Below are 17,301 nucleotides of genomic sequence, written 5' to 3'. Positions count from 1 at the left end.
AGCAGCTCCAATCGTGCTGACATGAGGTAATTAAAGATTCGAATGTTGCACCGACCGCTATGGTAGGAGCCAATCTATGGATGCATTGCGTAATCAACGTCCCGACCCCGATGCTTTGCTGGCCAAAGTTAAGAACCAGGAGGCTCATGCATCCAGGGGGAAGTTAAGAATTTATTTCGGGGCTTGTGCTGGGGTCGGTAAAACTTACGCAATGCTTACTGAAGCCCGAAAATTAAAAATTGAGGGTTTTGATGTGGTGGTCGGTCTTCTCGAAACGCATGGCCGAAAAGAAACGGATCTTCTTCTTTCCGGTCTTCCAGTTTTACCTCGTAAAACAATTTCCTATCATGGTAAACCCATGCTGGAGTTTGATATCGATGCCGCACTCACAAGAAAGCCGCAACTGATTTTAGTGGATGAGTTAGCCCATTCCAATCTGCCAGGTTCAAGACATCCAAAACGCTGGCAAGACGTTCAGGAGCTACTCGAAGCAGGCATTGACGTATTTACAACGTTAAATGTGCAACATCTTGAAAGCTTAAATGATATTGTTGGTGGTATTACCAACATCCGCATTTCAGAAACCATCCCTGATACTATTTTTGAGCAAGCAGATGAAGTGGTTTTGGTGGATATAACCGCCGATGATTTGTTGCTTCGCTTAAAAGCAGGAAAAGTCTATCAAGGACCTCATGGGGAACTTGCTCAGAAAAATTTTTTCCGTAAAGGCAATTTAATTGCTCTACGCGAATTGGCTTTACGACGCACTGCTGAGAGACTTGAAGAGGATGTCCAAGCCTATCGTATTGAACAATCCATTAACAAAATTTGGAAAACGGATACGGCTTTGTTGGCTTGCATCGGTGAACACCCTGGAGCGGAATACGTTGTTCGCAGTACGGCTCGTTTAGCCAGTCAGCTCAATGCAGAATGGCATGCTATTCATGTTGAAACACCTGAATTGGTTCGTTTGCCACCCAACAAAAAACAGCACGCTCTTAAAGCCTTGAAATTAGCAGAAGAATTAGGCGCGACCACAGCCATCCTAACGGGTAGTGAGATTGCAGCTTCCATTATTTCCTACGCGAAAAATCAAAATTTCTCTAAAATTGTTCTTGGGCGAAGCCGTCCTGCATGGTTGGGCCGAAAATCCGTAAGTTGGCTGATTGCGCAATATGCTCCCGATTTTGATGTACTAATATTAGGTCATGTGCCGTCCAAAGAATCGAAGCCCTCGTCCAATTTAAGCCAGCTCAATATCAAAATAAAAAAGACAGGTCATGGCATCAACCGCTTCCTCATGGCTATTGCGGTGCCGTTGATAACTGCCTTGATTGCTAAAATAGTTCAACCTCTATTGAGTTCGTTTAATGTAGTGCTGCTCTTTTTACCTGGAATCATCTGGGTCAGTATACGTTTAGGGCGAGCGCCAGCGCTGCTTTCCTACGTGCTAATGATATTGTTGCTCGCTACCTATTTTATCCCTCTTAGCTACTCTTTATTGATTCATGATTGGCAGCAACTCATTTTATTAGGACTTTTTTTTGCTCTTTCCTTCCTCGCAGGGCACTTAACTGCGAATTTACGTTATCAAATCTTTGCTGCCGCGCAACGTGAGGCTCGAATGTATGTCCTGTATAAGTTTGCCAAGGAATTATCAGGAGCTTTGCAAGTTGAATCCATTTTAAAATCAACCAGCGTCTATATTCAGAGCGCGTTTAATGTGCGGGTCAGATTGCTGCTTCCTGACGAAGAGGGGCTTCTTAAGTTGCCTGTGGAGAATGATGTTTTATTGGCGGATGAAATGAAAGGCCTGGATTTGGGTATTGCGCAATGGGCTTTTGATCATGAGGAACCAGCAGGATTAGGGACTGATACCCTCCCAGGTAATAATTTCTTTTATTTGCCACTTGTTGCACCCATGCGAACTCGTGGTTTACTGGTGATTAAACCCAATGAAATGGATTGGTTAAAAGCGCCAGAAGAAAGGCAGAGGTTAAATACATTTGCGGCTCTAGCTGCTATAGCCCTGGAACGAGTTCATTTTATACAAATTGCTCAAGAAGCTTTAGTACAAATGGAATCAGAGAGAATAAGAAACTCTCTTTTAACGAGTTTATCTCGTGACTTGCAATCGCCACTTGACTCACTACGAAATTTAGCTGAGTCCTTAGTGAAATCGGATTCCATGTTGACCCCTTTCCAACAGGAATTGGCTCAATCCCTAAAAAGAGAAATTGCTCACCTGGCTGATTTGGTCAGTAACTTGTTGGATATGGCACGCATTAAAAGTGGGGAATTGAAATTAAATCTAGAATGGCGAAGCATCAATGAAATTATTGGCAAAGCTACACAAAATAATTCCTCTCATCCAACACCAGGGATAGAAACACAGATCCCTCAAGAATTACCTTTGCTTTACTTAGATAGTGTTCTCATAGAAAGAGTCATTAGCCTAGTGCTCGATAATGCTTGTAAATACTTCAAACCAGAAACCACATTAATTTTGGAAGTCACGAGAGATAATGACTATCTGCACATTATGGTATATGACAAAAAACCCGAACTTTCGAATGGAGAATCGAAATTGATTCTCGAGCATTTTAGGCAAGGATTTCGAGTTGATTTAGACATTGCCCTTTGTGGGGCCATTGTTGAAGCCCATGGAGGGAATGTTCGTTTAGGACACTCACCAGTAGGGGGAACCGCCGTTATCCTGTCCATACCTCTAAAACCCGCTCCCCAGTTTGTTATGGAGGCCATGAAAAACTGATTAATCTTTACTCAGAGAATAACAGTTGTTATCATGAGAGTTATGAAAGCCCTAATGAAAATGCTCCACTGCATGGTTATTTTGAGTTTGGTTTTATTTTCAATAAAACCATTGTTTAACTATAGTCATCAAAAGGCCACTACATCACCCAGCCAATATACAACGTCAAACAAATGTTCAGGCAGAACCCCAACGACTGTTTCCTACTGCCAAAATTCAAGCTGCTACACTTTGATTGAAAATAAACTGTTACAGAATCTTTATTTGCTTATCCTTACCGGTTTTTTGGTTTTTACATACAAGAATTTTGTTTCTTGTTTACCGAACTCTCGTCTGTTTAGACCCCCAATCCGTCTTTGTTAATGCAGTTATTTTATTGACCTAATGTATCAATGCTTTTGAAGAACTCTAATGCAGTTTATTCATTGCCAAGAGATTAGGTTGTATTGAACTTGATTAATAAGGAATTAAAATGAAACATTTTAAGGGTCTTATCGCGGTTTTTTTTGTCTTAATGAGTATTTCTCATGCAGGATGGTCTTTTTCACTTGGATTTGAAAGTTCAAATCCTGGCACAATTATAAATCTGATTCAAAATTATAATGCCTTTGTTTATTTGGCTTTATTTTTTGGTTTGGGCATTATGTTAGCGTTCACCCCTTGTGTATTGCCGATGGTGCCTATTTTATCAGGAATCATTGTAGGACAGCGTTCATTATCTGGCACTCAGGCGGTTAAACTATCCATCAGCTATGTGTTAGGTATGGCGGTTACTTATGCAACGGCTGGATTGCTCGCAGGCTATATGGGGAGTACCGTCCAAACACTGCTGCAACAGCCCATTGTCATTATTGCCTTTTCTTGTCTGTTCTTGCTAATGGCTATTTCAATGTGGGGTTTTTTCGATCTACGGCTTCCCAATGCCCTCAATAACCGATTGCAAATTTTATGTCGGCGTAATAATAAACCAAATTATGCTTCCGTAGCATTGATGGGTATTATTTCAACTCTGGTGGTATCACCTTGCGTGACTGCCCCACTAATCGCTGTTCTTTCTTACATCGCTCAAAGCGGCCAAGCCATGAAGGGAGGGTTGATTTTATTTGTTATGGCATTGGGGATGGGATTGCCGTTGATATTGGTTGGCGCAGGCCATGGTTCCTTGCTGCCCAAAGTAGGACCATGGATGACAAACATCAAAAGGTTTTTTGCGCTCATCATGATAGCTATGGCCATATGGATGTTAGGGCGCATACTGCCTGAGTCACTTACACAACTTTTGTGGGCAGGACTCCTCATTATTGGCAGCATTAGTCTAGGTACTTTGAAAACAGCTTCTACTAAGTCAGGCCATTTACTAAAGGGTTTTGGCGTTTTGCTGATTATAAGTGGAGCTATTATTGGCTATTCAGCAGTACCAATGATTAATACAAGCATGGCCTCGCCAAAAGCACCTTTTATTAAAGTTGATAATTTGCAAGACATAGAAAAACAGATAATTGCTGCCAAGCAGCAAGGTAAACCCGTTTTTCTGGAATTTTATGCAAGTTGGTGCAGCGATTGCCAAGAAATGGAGACCAAGGTATTTAACCAGTCAACTGTTGCTCAGGCGATGAATGGTTTGGTGAATTTGAAAGTAAACATCGGTGATAACACGGCAGAAGTTGCCCGGATTAAAAAAGCTTTTGCAATCTATGGCACGCCTACCATGTTATTTTATAACAACAAAGGAGAAGCCTTACCCAAGCTGAGTCTTGTAGGTTATGTTAATAAACAAACACTTCTTGAGGCACTAGATCAGGTGAAGCTCTCCTAAGGAAATGAGTCCACCCGGGGATTGGGTCCCCGGGTGATTGGCATTGAAGCAGCTGTGATAGATGACAGCCAAAATCGGGTTTCGCTTAACCCGTAACCGTTTCCTTCAATATAAAACCGGTCAAAATTCCTGGGCTGAAAGGGTTGATTTGATTTTGGGTTTTAAGTAAATAACGTCCAGAGTTGCCATTGACTTCAAACAGGATTTGCAAGCTTGCACTGTCTTCGCTATCAACCAAAACATTTACCTTTTGCAGCATTTTGAAAAATGCCCAAGGGCCTGTTTCTTCCAATTCAAAGTGATTGCCTTCGATGGAGTCCAAACGCAACTTGGCATCGCTCACAGGCCAGCTAAATTGCGTCAGTGATTCAGTGCTTTGATTATCCGTCAAAGTGGTTTTACCCAATGTTAGTTGCAGATTCGCGACAACTGGATCGAGGTTAATTTTTTGTAAGCTGAACTCAATTTTGCTCTTTTCTGCATCGGGAGTAAAAAACATATTGGTGATTACGTTTGCTCTTATTAGCTCATTGGTTAGATCGTTGGAAATGGGCATCACATAACCATTCACTTCCTTAGGTTGCCATTGCGGAGTGGAAGTATCCAGGAATGGTTTTAAATAATTGGCGACAAAACCATTTAACGTGCCATGTGGTGAAAAGAAATGATCGAAGTCATTAAGGCTGACTTCAATATTTTTTGAAGCATCAAGTGGGTATCGATTGGCAATGCTGTTTTGATATTCTTCGAAAACTATTTGTTGCCATTGGCGATTTATATATTGCTTACTTTCATTGATAAAAATAAACCAGGTATCATCCGCCACTTGTTTCACCCAGCTGGCAACCGGTTCAGGCAACTGTCGAGCTTTTTGATACAAGGTGCTTAGAGCGTCAGAAGAAGAACCGCCCTGGAAGCGGGCTTTTGTCAAATTAAAGGCGGTTTTACCTTGATCATTGACTAAAGACAGAGTAGTAAGGAATTTTTCCAACTCGTTGACGTCTTGATTTAGATCGTTGACAGCTGTGCCGCTGAGTAAATTCAGATTGGTAAATTCATTGGCAATTTTTTGATTGAATAAAGCCGAGTTTTCATTCGGATCAGGAGCAGTTTGCTTTTGAATCAGGTTGACCAGTTGTGACAAAGCATTACTGCGATGCAGCTCCTGGGTTAACTGGCGGCCTTGTTGATAATCTTGATAGTGTAATGGTTTTGTTCGACGTACGAAATTTTGCCACCAAGTTAAATACTCAAAGCAATAAGCTTGTTCAAGTTGTGCATGAAGTTCATTCAAATCCTGTCGAGCCAAAACCCAATTTTCACGTTGTAGTTGCGCTGCAATGCCTGGTAAGGATGCAATGACGGTCTTAAATCCTTCCTTGCTAAAGTAAGCGGGAATTTCCCGCGCTGCTAAATCAAACCCCTGGACGTTAATGGTTTGTTTGCTGCTTGGGAAATTATGTTTAGCCAGTGTGTAGTATAAATAAGTTGCAGGGAGGGCATTTAAGTAATTACGGGCATCTAAAACCAATTGACGATTGATTGCTATGGGCTGCATAGGTTGTCTAAGTGCGTGCTGGAGCAGAATCAAGCGTTTGTGCATGCTGTGTTCTTGATGATTGGCTTTCCAGTAGTCCTGAAACCAATGGGTTACTTCGGCTTCGGAAAAATATTGAGGCTCACCAAGCATCAAATAGATTTTCAATGCTTGATAACGAGCGGTTTGTGTTTGAGCAGGATCAAGTATCACATGTTCAACCGCAGACAATAATTCTGGTAAAAAATCTTCTTGCAGACGATGCTTGCTGTTGTTATACAATTGACTCTTTAATTGCTCAACGGAAGCTACAGAAAGAATGCTGTTGGGAATTTGTTGCAGCCTATTCACGGCTCGCGATAGATGATAAAGAGCAGAGGTTTTATCATTAGCCTGACCCAGGAAGGTTTCATAGGTAATAAGCTCCTTGCTGGCTTCATCCAATAGCCTTGATGTCTTAACGTGTTGTTTCACTACCCAGATGAGGGAGAGACTTAAGATACCTGCCCCCAAACCCAATAAACATTTTTGCGTGATGCTCGTTTGGGCAGTAAATCGCTTGGTTTGCTCTTGAAATGCATGAATGGCGCCCTCAATAAAATAAGCACGATAATTATTCGATTGCGGGAATTTATCCTGGACGCTCAGTGCATACTCGTGCTGAATTTTTTTATTCAACTTATCAACGGTCAAGCCACCTTGCTCGGCGCTGGTGAAATAAATGGCTTGAATACGGAACAATTGAACGGACAAATTTTGAATGATGCTTTGTATGGGAACTCGCAAGCTTGCCAACTGCAATGGAAATTCGCGAATGAGTGTTCGCTTAACCGTAGAGCGTGCAGGATGCAGTTTGTTAATAGTCTGTTGACTAAGTACTTCCAGCATTTGATCAAATTTATAGCGGTAATAATCAAGAAATTTATTTCTCTGAACGACGGTGCTTAAGGAAAAGCCCAACGGCTTGTTCAGATCAGTTAAGTGATCCGCTTGAAAGAAATCACAAAAACCTGACAAAGCATCGAGTTTGCTAAGAACAATTGCCACATCGACGGTGTATCCTAGGGCTTGGCCAAAACGTTCTAACAATTGCGCATGCGACTTGCAATGCTGGATGAGCTGCACGGGCTCTGTAAGTAATAATTCACTGCCATCCACACAAAGCATAAGACCAGTAATTCTAACGGTCTTATGGCAACGGTTTAGCTGTTTTAGGCTGTGATCCAGAAGTCTATCACTTTGATTAATCCAGGATTCACCAAGCTCGAGAATAACGCCATTTTGATTGTAGTAAAACTGAGCATTTACTTCTGTTTCTAACGGGTAGTGGTTAAGCTTTGTCTGGCGAAGTAAAGCGGATTTTCCCTGATGGGTTTTTCCTGTGAGAATAATAAAAGAGATGGCATTGTGTTGAGGTTTTAAATAACCAAGAATTTTATTCAATGCCCCACACAGGCTGTTTAAAGAGGTGTCCATCAGTCGTCCAGTCTAGCCGTTACGGTATGCCCAAATTGGACAAGTTTAGCTTGTTTTTCCAGGAGAAAATAGCTAATAAAATAGCCACCAGCCAAGATTGCCAAAGCAAGGAGGGAACCGGCAATTAATGGTTTATAATTTTTTGGGAAAGCATCCACTGTTTTAAAAGGCCGAAACAATTGGTGCGACTTGTTAACCCGATGCTGTTTGATTAATTCATATAATTCTTCAATTAAATTATCAAGAACTTGCCGGCCATCGGCTCGACCATGCTGCTCGCCCTCAAACCCTGTGATTAGGCAATAATAGGCTAGCTCAATTAAATCGAGATATTGGTTAGGCCTTTCCTTAATGTATTGGATAATATCGAAAAAACGTTTCTCAGGTCCAATCTCATCCTGTGACGAAGGCGTAAAAGCCTGAAATTCCGCTATCTTTCCATAAAGCCTTAGATAATTTTTACCGAGTAATTCGTCAATTGTTGCACAAAGAAGATAATGAGCAAGGGCATCCAATTCTTCACCGTAAGTCTTGCTATCAAGACGGCTATGAAAGGCACGTAACTCATGTTCAATGTTTTCGCGAATGCTGTTTATAGGGGGAAGAGAAGGGGTTAAGTACAATCGCTCTAATAAAGACAGCAATGGCCCGGCGGCAGCAACCAAAGGGTTGGTTGTAGAAGGAGCAATAAATAATTTAGAGCGAAAATAACCCTGAGGCATTTGCTGGGGGCCAGATAATGACAGTCGGTTCACAATAGAGGCCGAAAAGCGTTCGGCTGTCATGGCTTCACTCCAATATTTTTGAGTTTGACTTCTTTATTATTGACTCAAACCGTGGCCAATAGGGAGCATTGGCTGAGGTCGAGACTTCGAGCTAAAGATAATACGTTATCTAAAAAGTCTTGTCGATAACTGTTGGTAAAGGCAGAAAAGATTAGGTCAGTTTGTCATCCAATGTGTTCAGCTATTGTTTAGGAATAACTGACGAAAAATGTCGAAGTAGCCAATCTTCACCAAGAAAGGCTAAACAATCTTTTAAGAAATCAGCAAGTTCTTCCTCGTCAAGTACATGTTCGAGGCCGAAAGGTTCAATATGATGATGGAAATAGCCTTCAAAATAGAGTTTGCAAAATTCTACGTAATCCTTAGTGTGGAGAATAAAAGCATGCCACATGTCATCAAGAGGCAAAAGGGGGCCAAACAGAAAGCTGTCACGACCTCGATTTTTTCTGTAGAGATTGATCCACATCCAGCCTAACAAATCTGTGAAAATGGATTCGGCCTTTTGCAGGGAGACTGAGTAGCGTTGGCAATAATATTGAATGACTCGCTCATTTTGGTAAGCCAACAAATTGGGCAGTGGAGGTAATTTCATTATCCGCAACAAGCTTTCGTTAAGGACTTATTGGTTAAAGCAAGTACAATTTTACAAATCAGTTCTTCTTTGGACATCAATAGTCTCCCCAAAATGATAGGGCTGTCTATTTCAACAGGGTTTTAAACAAGAATCAATATTTTTTTATTCTAAAAAGACTAGCAGCATTGCAATGGATCAACTCTCTTAGACCTCACGGAGAACTTAATATTTTTAGTATGGCTGGCCACCAGGAACGGGTTAAAAATGTATAAGTCCCAATAATGATAAATGCATTCGCACAAGCAAGTAAACTGCCCGTAACATACTGATATAGGCCATGCAGAGATTGAGATTTACTCCTGACCATCAGCTCAATAACAACTAGATTAGGTAGATAGAAGAAAAAGGCCATAAATAGGTCAAAAGATCCATGAAAGTCTTTAGTATGTCCCCACCCATTGGTAAAAAAGAACCAAAATCCATAATCCATACGATAGAGCCAGGATGCTATTGCCAGTGAGAAAAGCCTTAGCGCCCAAATGCGATGTTTTGAAAACTCACACTGTTTGGCAAATCGCAGGGTTTGCAAGGCGGTGATAATCATCAAAATTCCGTAGCCGGCAAAACCGATGTCCATCACATAGCCACCTATCGTTCCGTGAGTAAAAATAAAAATCAGACCACCTATACCTGCTAGCAGTGATGCAGTGATATATGTTTTGCCAAACAGACGATGGAGCCACGGGAATTTTAGGCGTAATGGATGTGAGAATTGGATGAATCCTAGTATCAGGATAATACTTCCTGCAAGGAAATGAAGTGAAATCCCAGCAGTTGATAGCATTCCATTTGCATCATAGAGCTCGGGCAGTTTTTGATTCCACTCAAGTCCTTTACCTAGAAGCGCATTTCCCAGATAAAAAATAAAAATATATAAACCAAACAGAAACAAACTGCCCCAAACGGTTATCATAATAGCCGATACGTTAAAGCGCATCCAAGTATTCAGATCAGGAGAATGGGGATGGGTTGTTGAAATTTGGTTGATAATGATCTCCTCATACATCGAAAAAATAGTGAGCAATCCTATCAAATCTCTCATAAAAAGAAGATCTGAGTTTAGGCCAAAACTGTTACTACCTCAAATTCCCGTATGGATGTAAACAGGAGATTGAGAAGATACAATTGAGCGGCATAAAGATTAGTTATTTGAATTTCCAAGACGCATGAGTATTAATTAAGCTCTGTACAATTCATCCATCAAGATCCTTCTAACCAATTTTCCATAACGGAGGCTAAAATTTCAGGATTTTCCAACGGTACATAATGGGCAGAGTTGGGAATAATTCGGATCTCGGCTTTAGGAATTTCCGCCAGCATCAAGGCTTGCCTTTGAATGTTTATATTTTTATCTTTCTCTCCACGAATTAATAAAGTAGGGCAACTGACTTCATTTAAACGATTGAATTGATTTTCACAATGCATTAAGGCCTTTAATTGTTTGATGGCAACTTGAGGCCCTTCTTTTCGCATCATGGCGCATAACTGCCTTTTTAAATGAGGGTTCGTTTTGTTCTCAGGAGAGACGTCCACTTCATAATCTTTATTTATAAAGGTTTCGAATTCGCCTTGGGTAATTTGTTGGATATAACCCGAAAACAACTCTTTTGTTGAGTGCTTTAAATGTCCCGGAGCTGAGGAAATCAAGATTAATTTATTGCAGTATTTAGCCATTCCAAAATACATAGACAGAGCAATCCATGCGCCCATTGAAAAACCAATTAATATAACATCCTGCTGAATCGTGAGAGAGTATTGTTGAGCAAATTTTCCGATATCCTCACAAGTACTTACATTAAGTATTTGGATGTCGTAATTATTTTTAAACTCATGCAACAAGGGTTGCCATAAAGCTTCATTTCCGAGCAAACCAGGTATAAAGATTATTTTCTTCATATTGTTATGGATAACAGTGCGCCAAAAGCAATTATAGTCTGATCAGAAGCATACAAAACAAATCAGAAATCCGTGAACCCAATAATGAAACTTAAATCTGATTGTAGGAGATGCTCTAAAACTACAAATGTCATTATGAGCTCCTTTCTTTTAAAGTAAAACCCTTAGTTTTTAAGCTATTGGAGGCTGGAAGAGATTCCCCGGCCGTATGGATAAAATTGATCCGCTTAATGATGATGCAGCTGTTTTTTCGGAATGGCAACTTTATACCATTAGGTGAATTTTTATCTTGAGAAAAGTAACGCTTCACTCCACCTTTTGGCCACTTGGTTTGGAGCTGATTTTTGCCGGGTTAAGGTTGTTGGTGATGCGAGATACGGTTGTGTCCACTCGTCTTTGAAGCATGATTTCAACCATGACCGTTTCGTTGGGGTGAAGGATTTTGTTTATATCAGCCAGCGAGGAGTGAAAATCAAGTTCCTTATAATAGGCAAGGGCTTGAGCACTGGCTTCAGGACGCGCTTTAATACGAAAACCCAGTTTACTTTGCATTATTGGCGTATTAATTCCCGCTTCCATAATGTCGTAGTCCAGATAATAAGTGAGCTTTCCCCGATTATATTGATTTCGCTGTCGGTCTCCAAAGAATCCCGTGGGAAGCGCAAATTCACTGTATTTTGGGCCTGCAGTCAAATAGAGATCATAATCGTCAAGATGATTGCCGCGATCATCAATCAGGCGAAATGTAATCATAGAATAGCGATTGGTTATGTATTCTCGCTGATGGATCAATGTCTCCACTATTTCCCTTTGCTCTTTTTTCTGGGTTTCTTGAGTGAGCTTATCAAGCTCTTTTGCCAATGCATTATACGATTGACGATTCTTGACTTTAAGGCAGCGCAAGACCCATATAGCTGTGGGGTGGGTGGCTGCGTTATCCATAGTGATACTGCGGATAATTCCCATTCTTTTACCCGAATGCGAGCATCCAGGTAAAATACCAAATGCCATTGGCTTGGTTCTTGTCATTTTTGCGACAATAAGATTTTCCCCATTGTGCCCCACCTGATGTAACTTTAATCGACTGTAATTCATATTCGCAGATGCCACACGCACGACACCATCTGATCCGGCTTCTCCGGTGTAAGAATTGAGAGCATCATATAGTTGGCGATCTATTTTCTGACCTGTAAGTACAAAGGAATAGATGCCATTCGCAGTGCAATCATAATCAAGCCAACTTTCATTAAGTTCCCAACTCATGTCACTTCCGAGCTCAAGCCAATCCAGTACAAGCTGACCTGGTTCAATCCCTTCAAAAAAACTTTTGATACGACCTAGCCTGGATTTTCCCAGTTGAGCAAGTGCAGAACCGTGGTTTGGGGGAGCCAACATAATAAGATGGCTCAATGGACATTTGGCCAGATTATTCTTGAAATACAAATCCATCCATTTACGAATAATGGGCCCACCGGCTGAATGAGTGATGCAAGCAAAGCGCTCCCCATCTTTTAACTTATCAGCAATTTCGTCACGGATTGCATGGTCAAATGCACGAGCTATATCATCAACTCTTACCGAATCATCAAAGCTGATATAGTGGCCAAGATAAATATTGCCCACTTTAATATCCAGTCTTCCGTCTTTGCACTGACTTTCAAGCCATTGTGGCAGCTGTCCATAAGTATTGGTATGGGTGACGCTCCAACCATGAACGAAAATAACTATCATGAGTTTTGACCAGCAAGAGACATGAAATCGAAGGTATTGGATTATTTTACAAGAACATAGCCAAGTCAAATGGGAGTCAAAAATGATTTGTGGCTGGGATGAAATATTCGTAATTGGCCGCAGGCTTAATATACTTGGCCGTTCCTACTCAGGCTCAGATAAACATTTGGTGCTCAACCTGTTTGCCGGCAAGCACCAAATGGTCGTGCAAAAAATTTCAATTAGATATTTAAAGCATGATTTTTCAAAGTGGCAATTTTTTTATCGATTAATTGCAGGGAAGTGGTTTCACGCCAAGTACCCCAAAAATTATTGCGATGTTCAGAAAATAGCTTCAACTCTTTTGCCTGCTCTAACATAGAAATTTTGGCACTAAAATCAGGCTCAAGATCGACCTCCATAAACAAACGTTCACGAGCTTTATTGCGAAATAATTCGAGTGTATCAATCCATGTGCTCGTATTTTTAATGCCAAAGAACCGGTCGAAATTTGGATTTCTGTGACTGTTGAGTGCTTCAACCGTTCTAACCTGTTCATACAGATCAATGAATTCCTCAATGGTCAGATTAGCCTTGTTGATTTGTTTTAATAATTCCTGTTGTTTTTTCGTTTTTGTAGATTCTAAGTGGATGGCTTGAACAATCTGATCCGCTCTAGTTGATTCAAGACGACCACAGCTGATTCTAAAAGGAAGCTTCATTGCTTTAATCTGCATCGCTAAAGCTTCAAACTGTACCTGAGGCTCCTTGCCTTTAATGTCTTGCAAATTCGCACAAAAGGAGGCATCAAGGTTGTTAACCTGCAGATGCAGCAATAAGGATGCAAACTGGCGCTTTTGCTTTAAATCCACTTGCTGGTACCAGCCAAACATCTTTTCAACAATAAGAGTCAAGTTATTAATCTCAATTTCACCATAGACTTTTGATCTCTTCGCAGTTAAAGCATATAGATCATGATATAACTCAAGCATGGGCACCAGGCACTCCGCAACAATGCGCTTGTCTTTAGGATCGATTACTTCTTTATCGCTCGGGTCTTTTACAAACTCTCCGCCAGTAGTCGCCGTAAGGAACAATTTAGGGGCATAGATGATCATGGCTGCAGCCGCAGATTTATGCCCTTCATTTCGGTTTAAAAAATGGATCAACTGAGATTGTGTTGTGGGGCACAAACGGGCAAAAGCCATATTGGTTGCTTCGACAAAAAAAGCCGTCCTCTTATCATAACTGCCTTGGCTTGAAATGAAGCGATTGCCTTTTTCATCCACTTCCGTTTTAAATAAATGACAGCGCAAGGTCTGGGCAATGCGTGTTAGGGCAAGAACAGCGGGGGTTCCTGCACGATCTTCGGTTCGCAAAATTTCTGGTATGGCTTGAGACAATTTAGCCCGGTAAAGTTTAAAGGCGGTGACGCTCGCTTCGGCTGGTGCAACTTGCTGCGCCACTTCTTTTAATGTTTGGTATAACAGATCTATTTTTAAGTGAATTTCAGGGCTGTTACCGGTGATACTCACTGAAGAGTCCAGCGGGGCTGCACCAAAAATATCATAGCAATGATGAGCAAAAACGAGATCGGCCAATTTTGGATCGCTATGATAAGCTTCAAAAAATAAATCAAGTCCTCGTTTAATTCCTTCAAAGGGTATTTCGCCTTGAATGGTCTGCGCGATGTTGATCTCATCACATAAAGTCAGTAATTGATCACAAAGACTTAAAATTTCTTTATCAAAATCTTCTGGAGCGGGTCCACCAAATAATAGAAATTCAGTGGGTGAGCAATGGTAGTGCGTTGAGCCGCATAAAGCATATACAACTAAAGCCTCATCATGATCAACAAAACCATTGGCCTTATTAAATTCTTCCTCTGATGTTTCGGCAATAAGCTCTTTGTTTTCTGTAACTTTGAAAAAATTCTTATCTATTCTTATTAAAAAATTCCCGTCTTTATCTGCTTTAACGGCTTTTTTAATGACATCACCTTTACCAGCATCATGTAAGGCTAAATGCAGCATAAAGGCCATTTTTTGCTTGGGGTTGTGGTTGCTTAAGCCAAGCATAGCCTTGTAGTCATCACTCATTCCGGATTGACCTTTAGGGAAAGCAGAGGTCAGATTCCCCAGGAGTGTAGATTGAGCATACATTAAACTGTTGCCGGTGCGTTTAAACTCTAAACCAAGCTGGCCATTTTGCTTTAGCAATTCCCTTGCTCTTTCATTAGGCATTAACGATGAGCGGAAGCAGTGAAATAAAAATGTGGCCAAGGGTTTTTTATCTTCTTTTGATTTGGTTAGAGCTTCATTGAATTCGGGTAAAAGGTATTCAGCTGGTGTCACTTGCATGGCTTGCATGTATTCAGCAAAATCTTTCAGCCATTTGAAATGTATTTCTTCTAATGGCTGGCCATTTTCAGCCCATTTAATAAGGACCTCTAACAGGCTAATAAGGAAATTGGCCTGCTGCGGAGTGAATTTGGCTAATGAATAATGGTTTGCTTGACTGCCAAGAACATAAGACCGATCGCTGGATAATTCGTTTTGGGTTTGCAGCGCCAGTTGTTGCTGTAATTCTTTTAGGCAAAGGAGGTTCCATTTCTGTTGGATCTCAAGCTCTACACCCTGTACTCGCGTTACATCAGGTGCCACTTCCTTTTTAAGGTCAAAAAGCTCGGCCTTAAGGGACAAAATGCTTTTGTAATCAGCGAGTAATTTCGGCTGCTTATCTTCAGATAATGCTTCTATGGCTAAAACATTCAGCAGGGAGGTGAAGAAAACAACATCCAATTCTTTCCCATAGGTAAACTGCTGGTCCTCTGTGCCAATGGTCTTATCATGCGCTTGTTCAGGTACCGAAGCATCGATTAAAACCGCTGTATCCTCTTGCACGACTCTCATGCGAACCTGATTGGCTGGAATGGATTCAATGCTGGTGAATAACATCTCAGGACAAAGTTGGGGTAAATTAAGTGAATTGAAATGGCCATCAGCCAACAAGGTGGATAAAGTCGCAACGGCATCATGAGGCCAAAAGCTCTTGTATTTGGATTGTTTAAGAAAAGAAGTTATGGAAGACAGCAACGGCTCGGCCAATTCCCCGGCATAAAGGGCATAAGCGCGTGCCATAACATCTAAATTACTAAACCAGCTGTTTTGGTCAAATTTGGGTAGATTTCGTGTGGTACCTGATAAAACATGAAATGTTGAAGGGATTTGACTTAACGTAGAGATGACTGAAAACGCTTTTTCCACTTCAGTGCTGCGTTCATTGTAAGCGAGTGTTTTAAGTTCCTTGGTTTGTTCGACATATTCGGTCGCGGAATAGGGTTTATTCAATCCCATGGTCACTATTTTTAAGTTTGGACGTTCCTTGACGGGGATTAATTCTAACAGTTCACTTAATGCATCAAATGAAGAAATATTGATTAATCTTGCACCGTCTCGGGTAATAGACAAAAGAGGTTCCAACCATTGGCTGGCATTGTCTGGAGATGGAAGTTCGGCAAATGCCGGATTGATGTTTATAGAGCCGAAATAATCCTGCATTTCCCGGTTAGGATAAAACGCTTCACTTTTAGATGTTTCATCATAAAAGGTTTGCTGAACTTCATTAAAATGGTAATGACTCGTTTTTGGCCCAGCAATAATGCGAGGATATGCTTCCGTAGGCAATTTAAATTGGGTTTTTAACTGCTCAATCTGTTTGTGTAGATATAAAGCTCTAAGGCCGAACTTAGCATTTGGTTTTTGTACTGCCTTTTCATCACAGGGGATTTCGTCAGTTGTGACCAGGATGATTTCTGTATCGATTGGCAAAAGGGCTGAAACTTTGGCCTGCATCAGCAGGTGGAGGGTTGCAATTAAATCATCACCATCTTTTCCTGGATCGGTAAAAAAGATTATGGAATTGTTCACTTAAGATCTCCCTGTCGTAATTAAGTGCGGATTTCTACCATAGTTTTAATTAGAAATACAGAGTGACTAAATTAATTAAATAAATTCTATATATTGATTACATAAGAATAATTGATTTTACTTATCGGAGATTTTCTCCTAAAGTGAAAACGAAAGAGAACAAAAATTTGGAGAATCTTATGATTAGCGTAGGTAGCAAATTTCCTGAATTCCAATTAAAGGCAACGGTCAGTACTGAAATTCAAAAGGAATTTGAAGTTATTTCCGACAACAGTTACGTGGGTAAGTGGTTGGTGCTGTTTTTTTGGCCCAAGGATTTTACTTTCGTCTGCCCAACCGAAATTTCAGAGTTTGGCAAATTAAACGATCAATTTAATGAACGTGATGCTCAAATTTTGGGTGCTAGCATCGATAGCGAATTCGTTCATTTGGCTTGGCGAAAGCAGCACCCTGAATTGCATGATCTCCCTTTTCCTATGTTATCAGACATTAAACGAGAATTGAGTCAAGCTTTGGGTATCATCGATGAACAAGAAGGCGTTGCTCAACGGGCTACTTTCATCATTGATCCTGAAGGAATTACCCGCTTTGTTATGGTGACTGATTTGAATGTTGGCCGCAATCCACAGGAGGTCTTGCGCGTTCTCGACGCTTTGCAAACGGGTGAACTTTGTCAATGCAACTGGAAAAAGGGAGAGGAAACAATCAAAGTGGCATAGACGTGAGTCAAGGATTAGCAATGAGC

10 protein-coding genes are annotated in these 17,301 nt (G+C 40.9%); 3 read left to right on the top strand and 7 right to left on the bottom strand.

Translation table 11 applies throughout. The features are described 5' to 3' along the window. The first annotated feature begins 76 nt into the window (after positions 1 to 76). A complete protein-coding gene (locus EL203_RS10435) occupies positions 77 to 2,773 on the top strand; it encodes a DUF4118 domain-containing protein (RefSeq protein WP_058472043.1) in 2,697 nt (898 codons plus the stop codon). A 472-nt stretch (positions 2,774 to 3,245) separates the two neighbouring features. Continuing rightward, entirely contained in the window at positions 3,246 to 4,589 is a 1,344-nt protein-coding gene (gene dsbD / locus EL203_RS10430) for a protein-disulfide reductase DsbD (RefSeq protein ID WP_058472044.1), read from the top strand. Between the two features lie 85 nt (positions 4,590 to 4,674). Here dsbD and icmF read toward each other — a convergent pair whose 3' ends face one another. The 7 genes from icmF to EL203_RS10395 form a co-directional block, all read right to left on the bottom strand. Next, entirely contained in the window at positions 4,675 to 7,602 is a 2,928-nt protein-coding gene (gene icmF, locus EL203_RS10425) for a type IVB secretion system protein IcmF (protein WP_058472045.1), read from the bottom strand. Then, positions 7,602 to 8,387: a type IVB secretion system protein IcmH/DotU gene (icmH, locus tag EL203_RS10420; protein ID WP_058472046.1), complete on the bottom strand. Its 786-nt coding sequence runs from the start codon at positions 8,385 to 8,387 to the stop codon at positions 7,602 to 7,604. The genes icmF and icmH overlap by 1 nt, the downstream gene beginning before the upstream one ends. A 181-nt stretch (positions 8,388 to 8,568) precedes the next feature. After that, positions 8,569 to 8,979 (bottom strand): glycine-rich domain-containing protein, encoded by a 411-nt coding sequence (locus tag EL203_RS10415; protein WP_058472047.1) that lies wholly within the window; start codon positions 8,977 to 8,979, stop codon positions 8,569 to 8,571. Positions 8,980 to 9,172: 193 nt separating this feature from the next. Next, complete coding sequence (locus EL203_RS10410; RefSeq protein WP_197723114.1) at positions 9,173 to 10,063, bottom strand: DUF2306 domain-containing protein; 891 nt, start codon at positions 10,061 to 10,063, stop codon at positions 9,173 to 9,175. 158 nt (positions 10,064 to 10,221) lie between these two features. Further along, entirely contained in the window at positions 10,222 to 10,917 is a 696-nt protein-coding gene (locus EL203_RS10405; RefSeq protein ID WP_058472048.1) for an alpha/beta fold hydrolase, read from the bottom strand. A 306-nt stretch (positions 10,918 to 11,223) separates the two neighbouring features. Beyond that, on the bottom strand, positions 11,224 to 12,648 hold the full coding sequence (gene plaB, locus EL203_RS10400) for a phospholipase PlaB (RefSeq protein WP_058472049.1): 1,425 nt from the start codon (positions 12,646 to 12,648) through the stop codon (positions 11,224 to 11,226). A gap of 221 nt (positions 12,649 to 12,869) precedes the next feature. Then, positions 12,870 to 16,556, bottom strand: a complete 3,687-nt coding sequence (locus EL203_RS10395; protein ID WP_058472050.1) for a hypothetical protein — start codon at positions 16,554 to 16,556, stop codon at positions 12,870 to 12,872. A gap of 179 nt (positions 16,557 to 16,735) precedes the next feature. On the opposite strand from EL203_RS10395, the gene EL203_RS10390 reads away from it, so the two are divergent. Further along, entirely contained in the window at positions 16,736 to 17,275 is a 540-nt protein-coding gene (locus tag EL203_RS10390; RefSeq protein WP_058472051.1) for a peroxiredoxin, read from the top strand. Positions 17,276 to 17,301 lie beyond the last annotated feature (26 nt).

Origin of the sequence: Legionella jordanis, from assembly GCF_900637635.1 — a bacterium.
In the GTDB taxonomy this organism is placed as follows: Bacteria; Pseudomonadota; Gammaproteobacteria; order Legionellales; family Legionellaceae; genus Tatlockia; species Tatlockia jordanis.
Note: the sequence above shows the minus strand (reverse complement) of the source record. Positions and strands in the feature narration are given on the sequence as shown.

Coding starts and splice junctions, on each gene's coding strand:
- EL203_RS10435 (WP_058472043.1), top strand. CDS start 77: ATGGATGCATTGCGTAATCAACGTCCCGACCCCGATGCTTTGCTGGCC.
- dsbD (WP_058472044.1), top strand. CDS start 3,246: ATGAAACATTTTAAGGGTCTTATCGCGGTTTTTTTTGTCTTAATGAGT.
- icmF (WP_058472045.1), bottom strand. CDS start 7,602: ATGGACACCTCTTTAAACAGCCTGTGTGGGGCATTGAATAAAATTCTT.
- icmH (WP_058472046.1), bottom strand. CDS start 8,387: ATGACAGCCGAACGCTTTTCGGCCTCTATTGTGAACCGACTGTCATTA.
- EL203_RS10415 (WP_058472047.1), bottom strand. CDS start 8,979: ATGAAATTACCTCCACTGCCCAATTTGTTGGCTTACCAAAATGAGCGA.
- EL203_RS10410 (WP_197723114.1), bottom strand. CDS start 10,063: ATGAGAGATTTGATAGGATTGCTCACTATTTTTTCGATGTATGAGGAG.
- EL203_RS10405 (WP_058472048.1), bottom strand. CDS start 10,917: ATGAAGAAAATAATCTTTATACCTGGTTTGCTCGGAAATGAAGCTTTA.
- plaB (WP_058472049.1), bottom strand. CDS start 12,648: ATGATAGTTATTTTCGTTCATGGTTGGAGCGTCACCCATACCAATACT.
- EL203_RS10390 (WP_058472051.1), top strand. CDS start 16,736: ATGATTAGCGTAGGTAGCAAATTTCCTGAATTCCAATTAAAGGCAACG.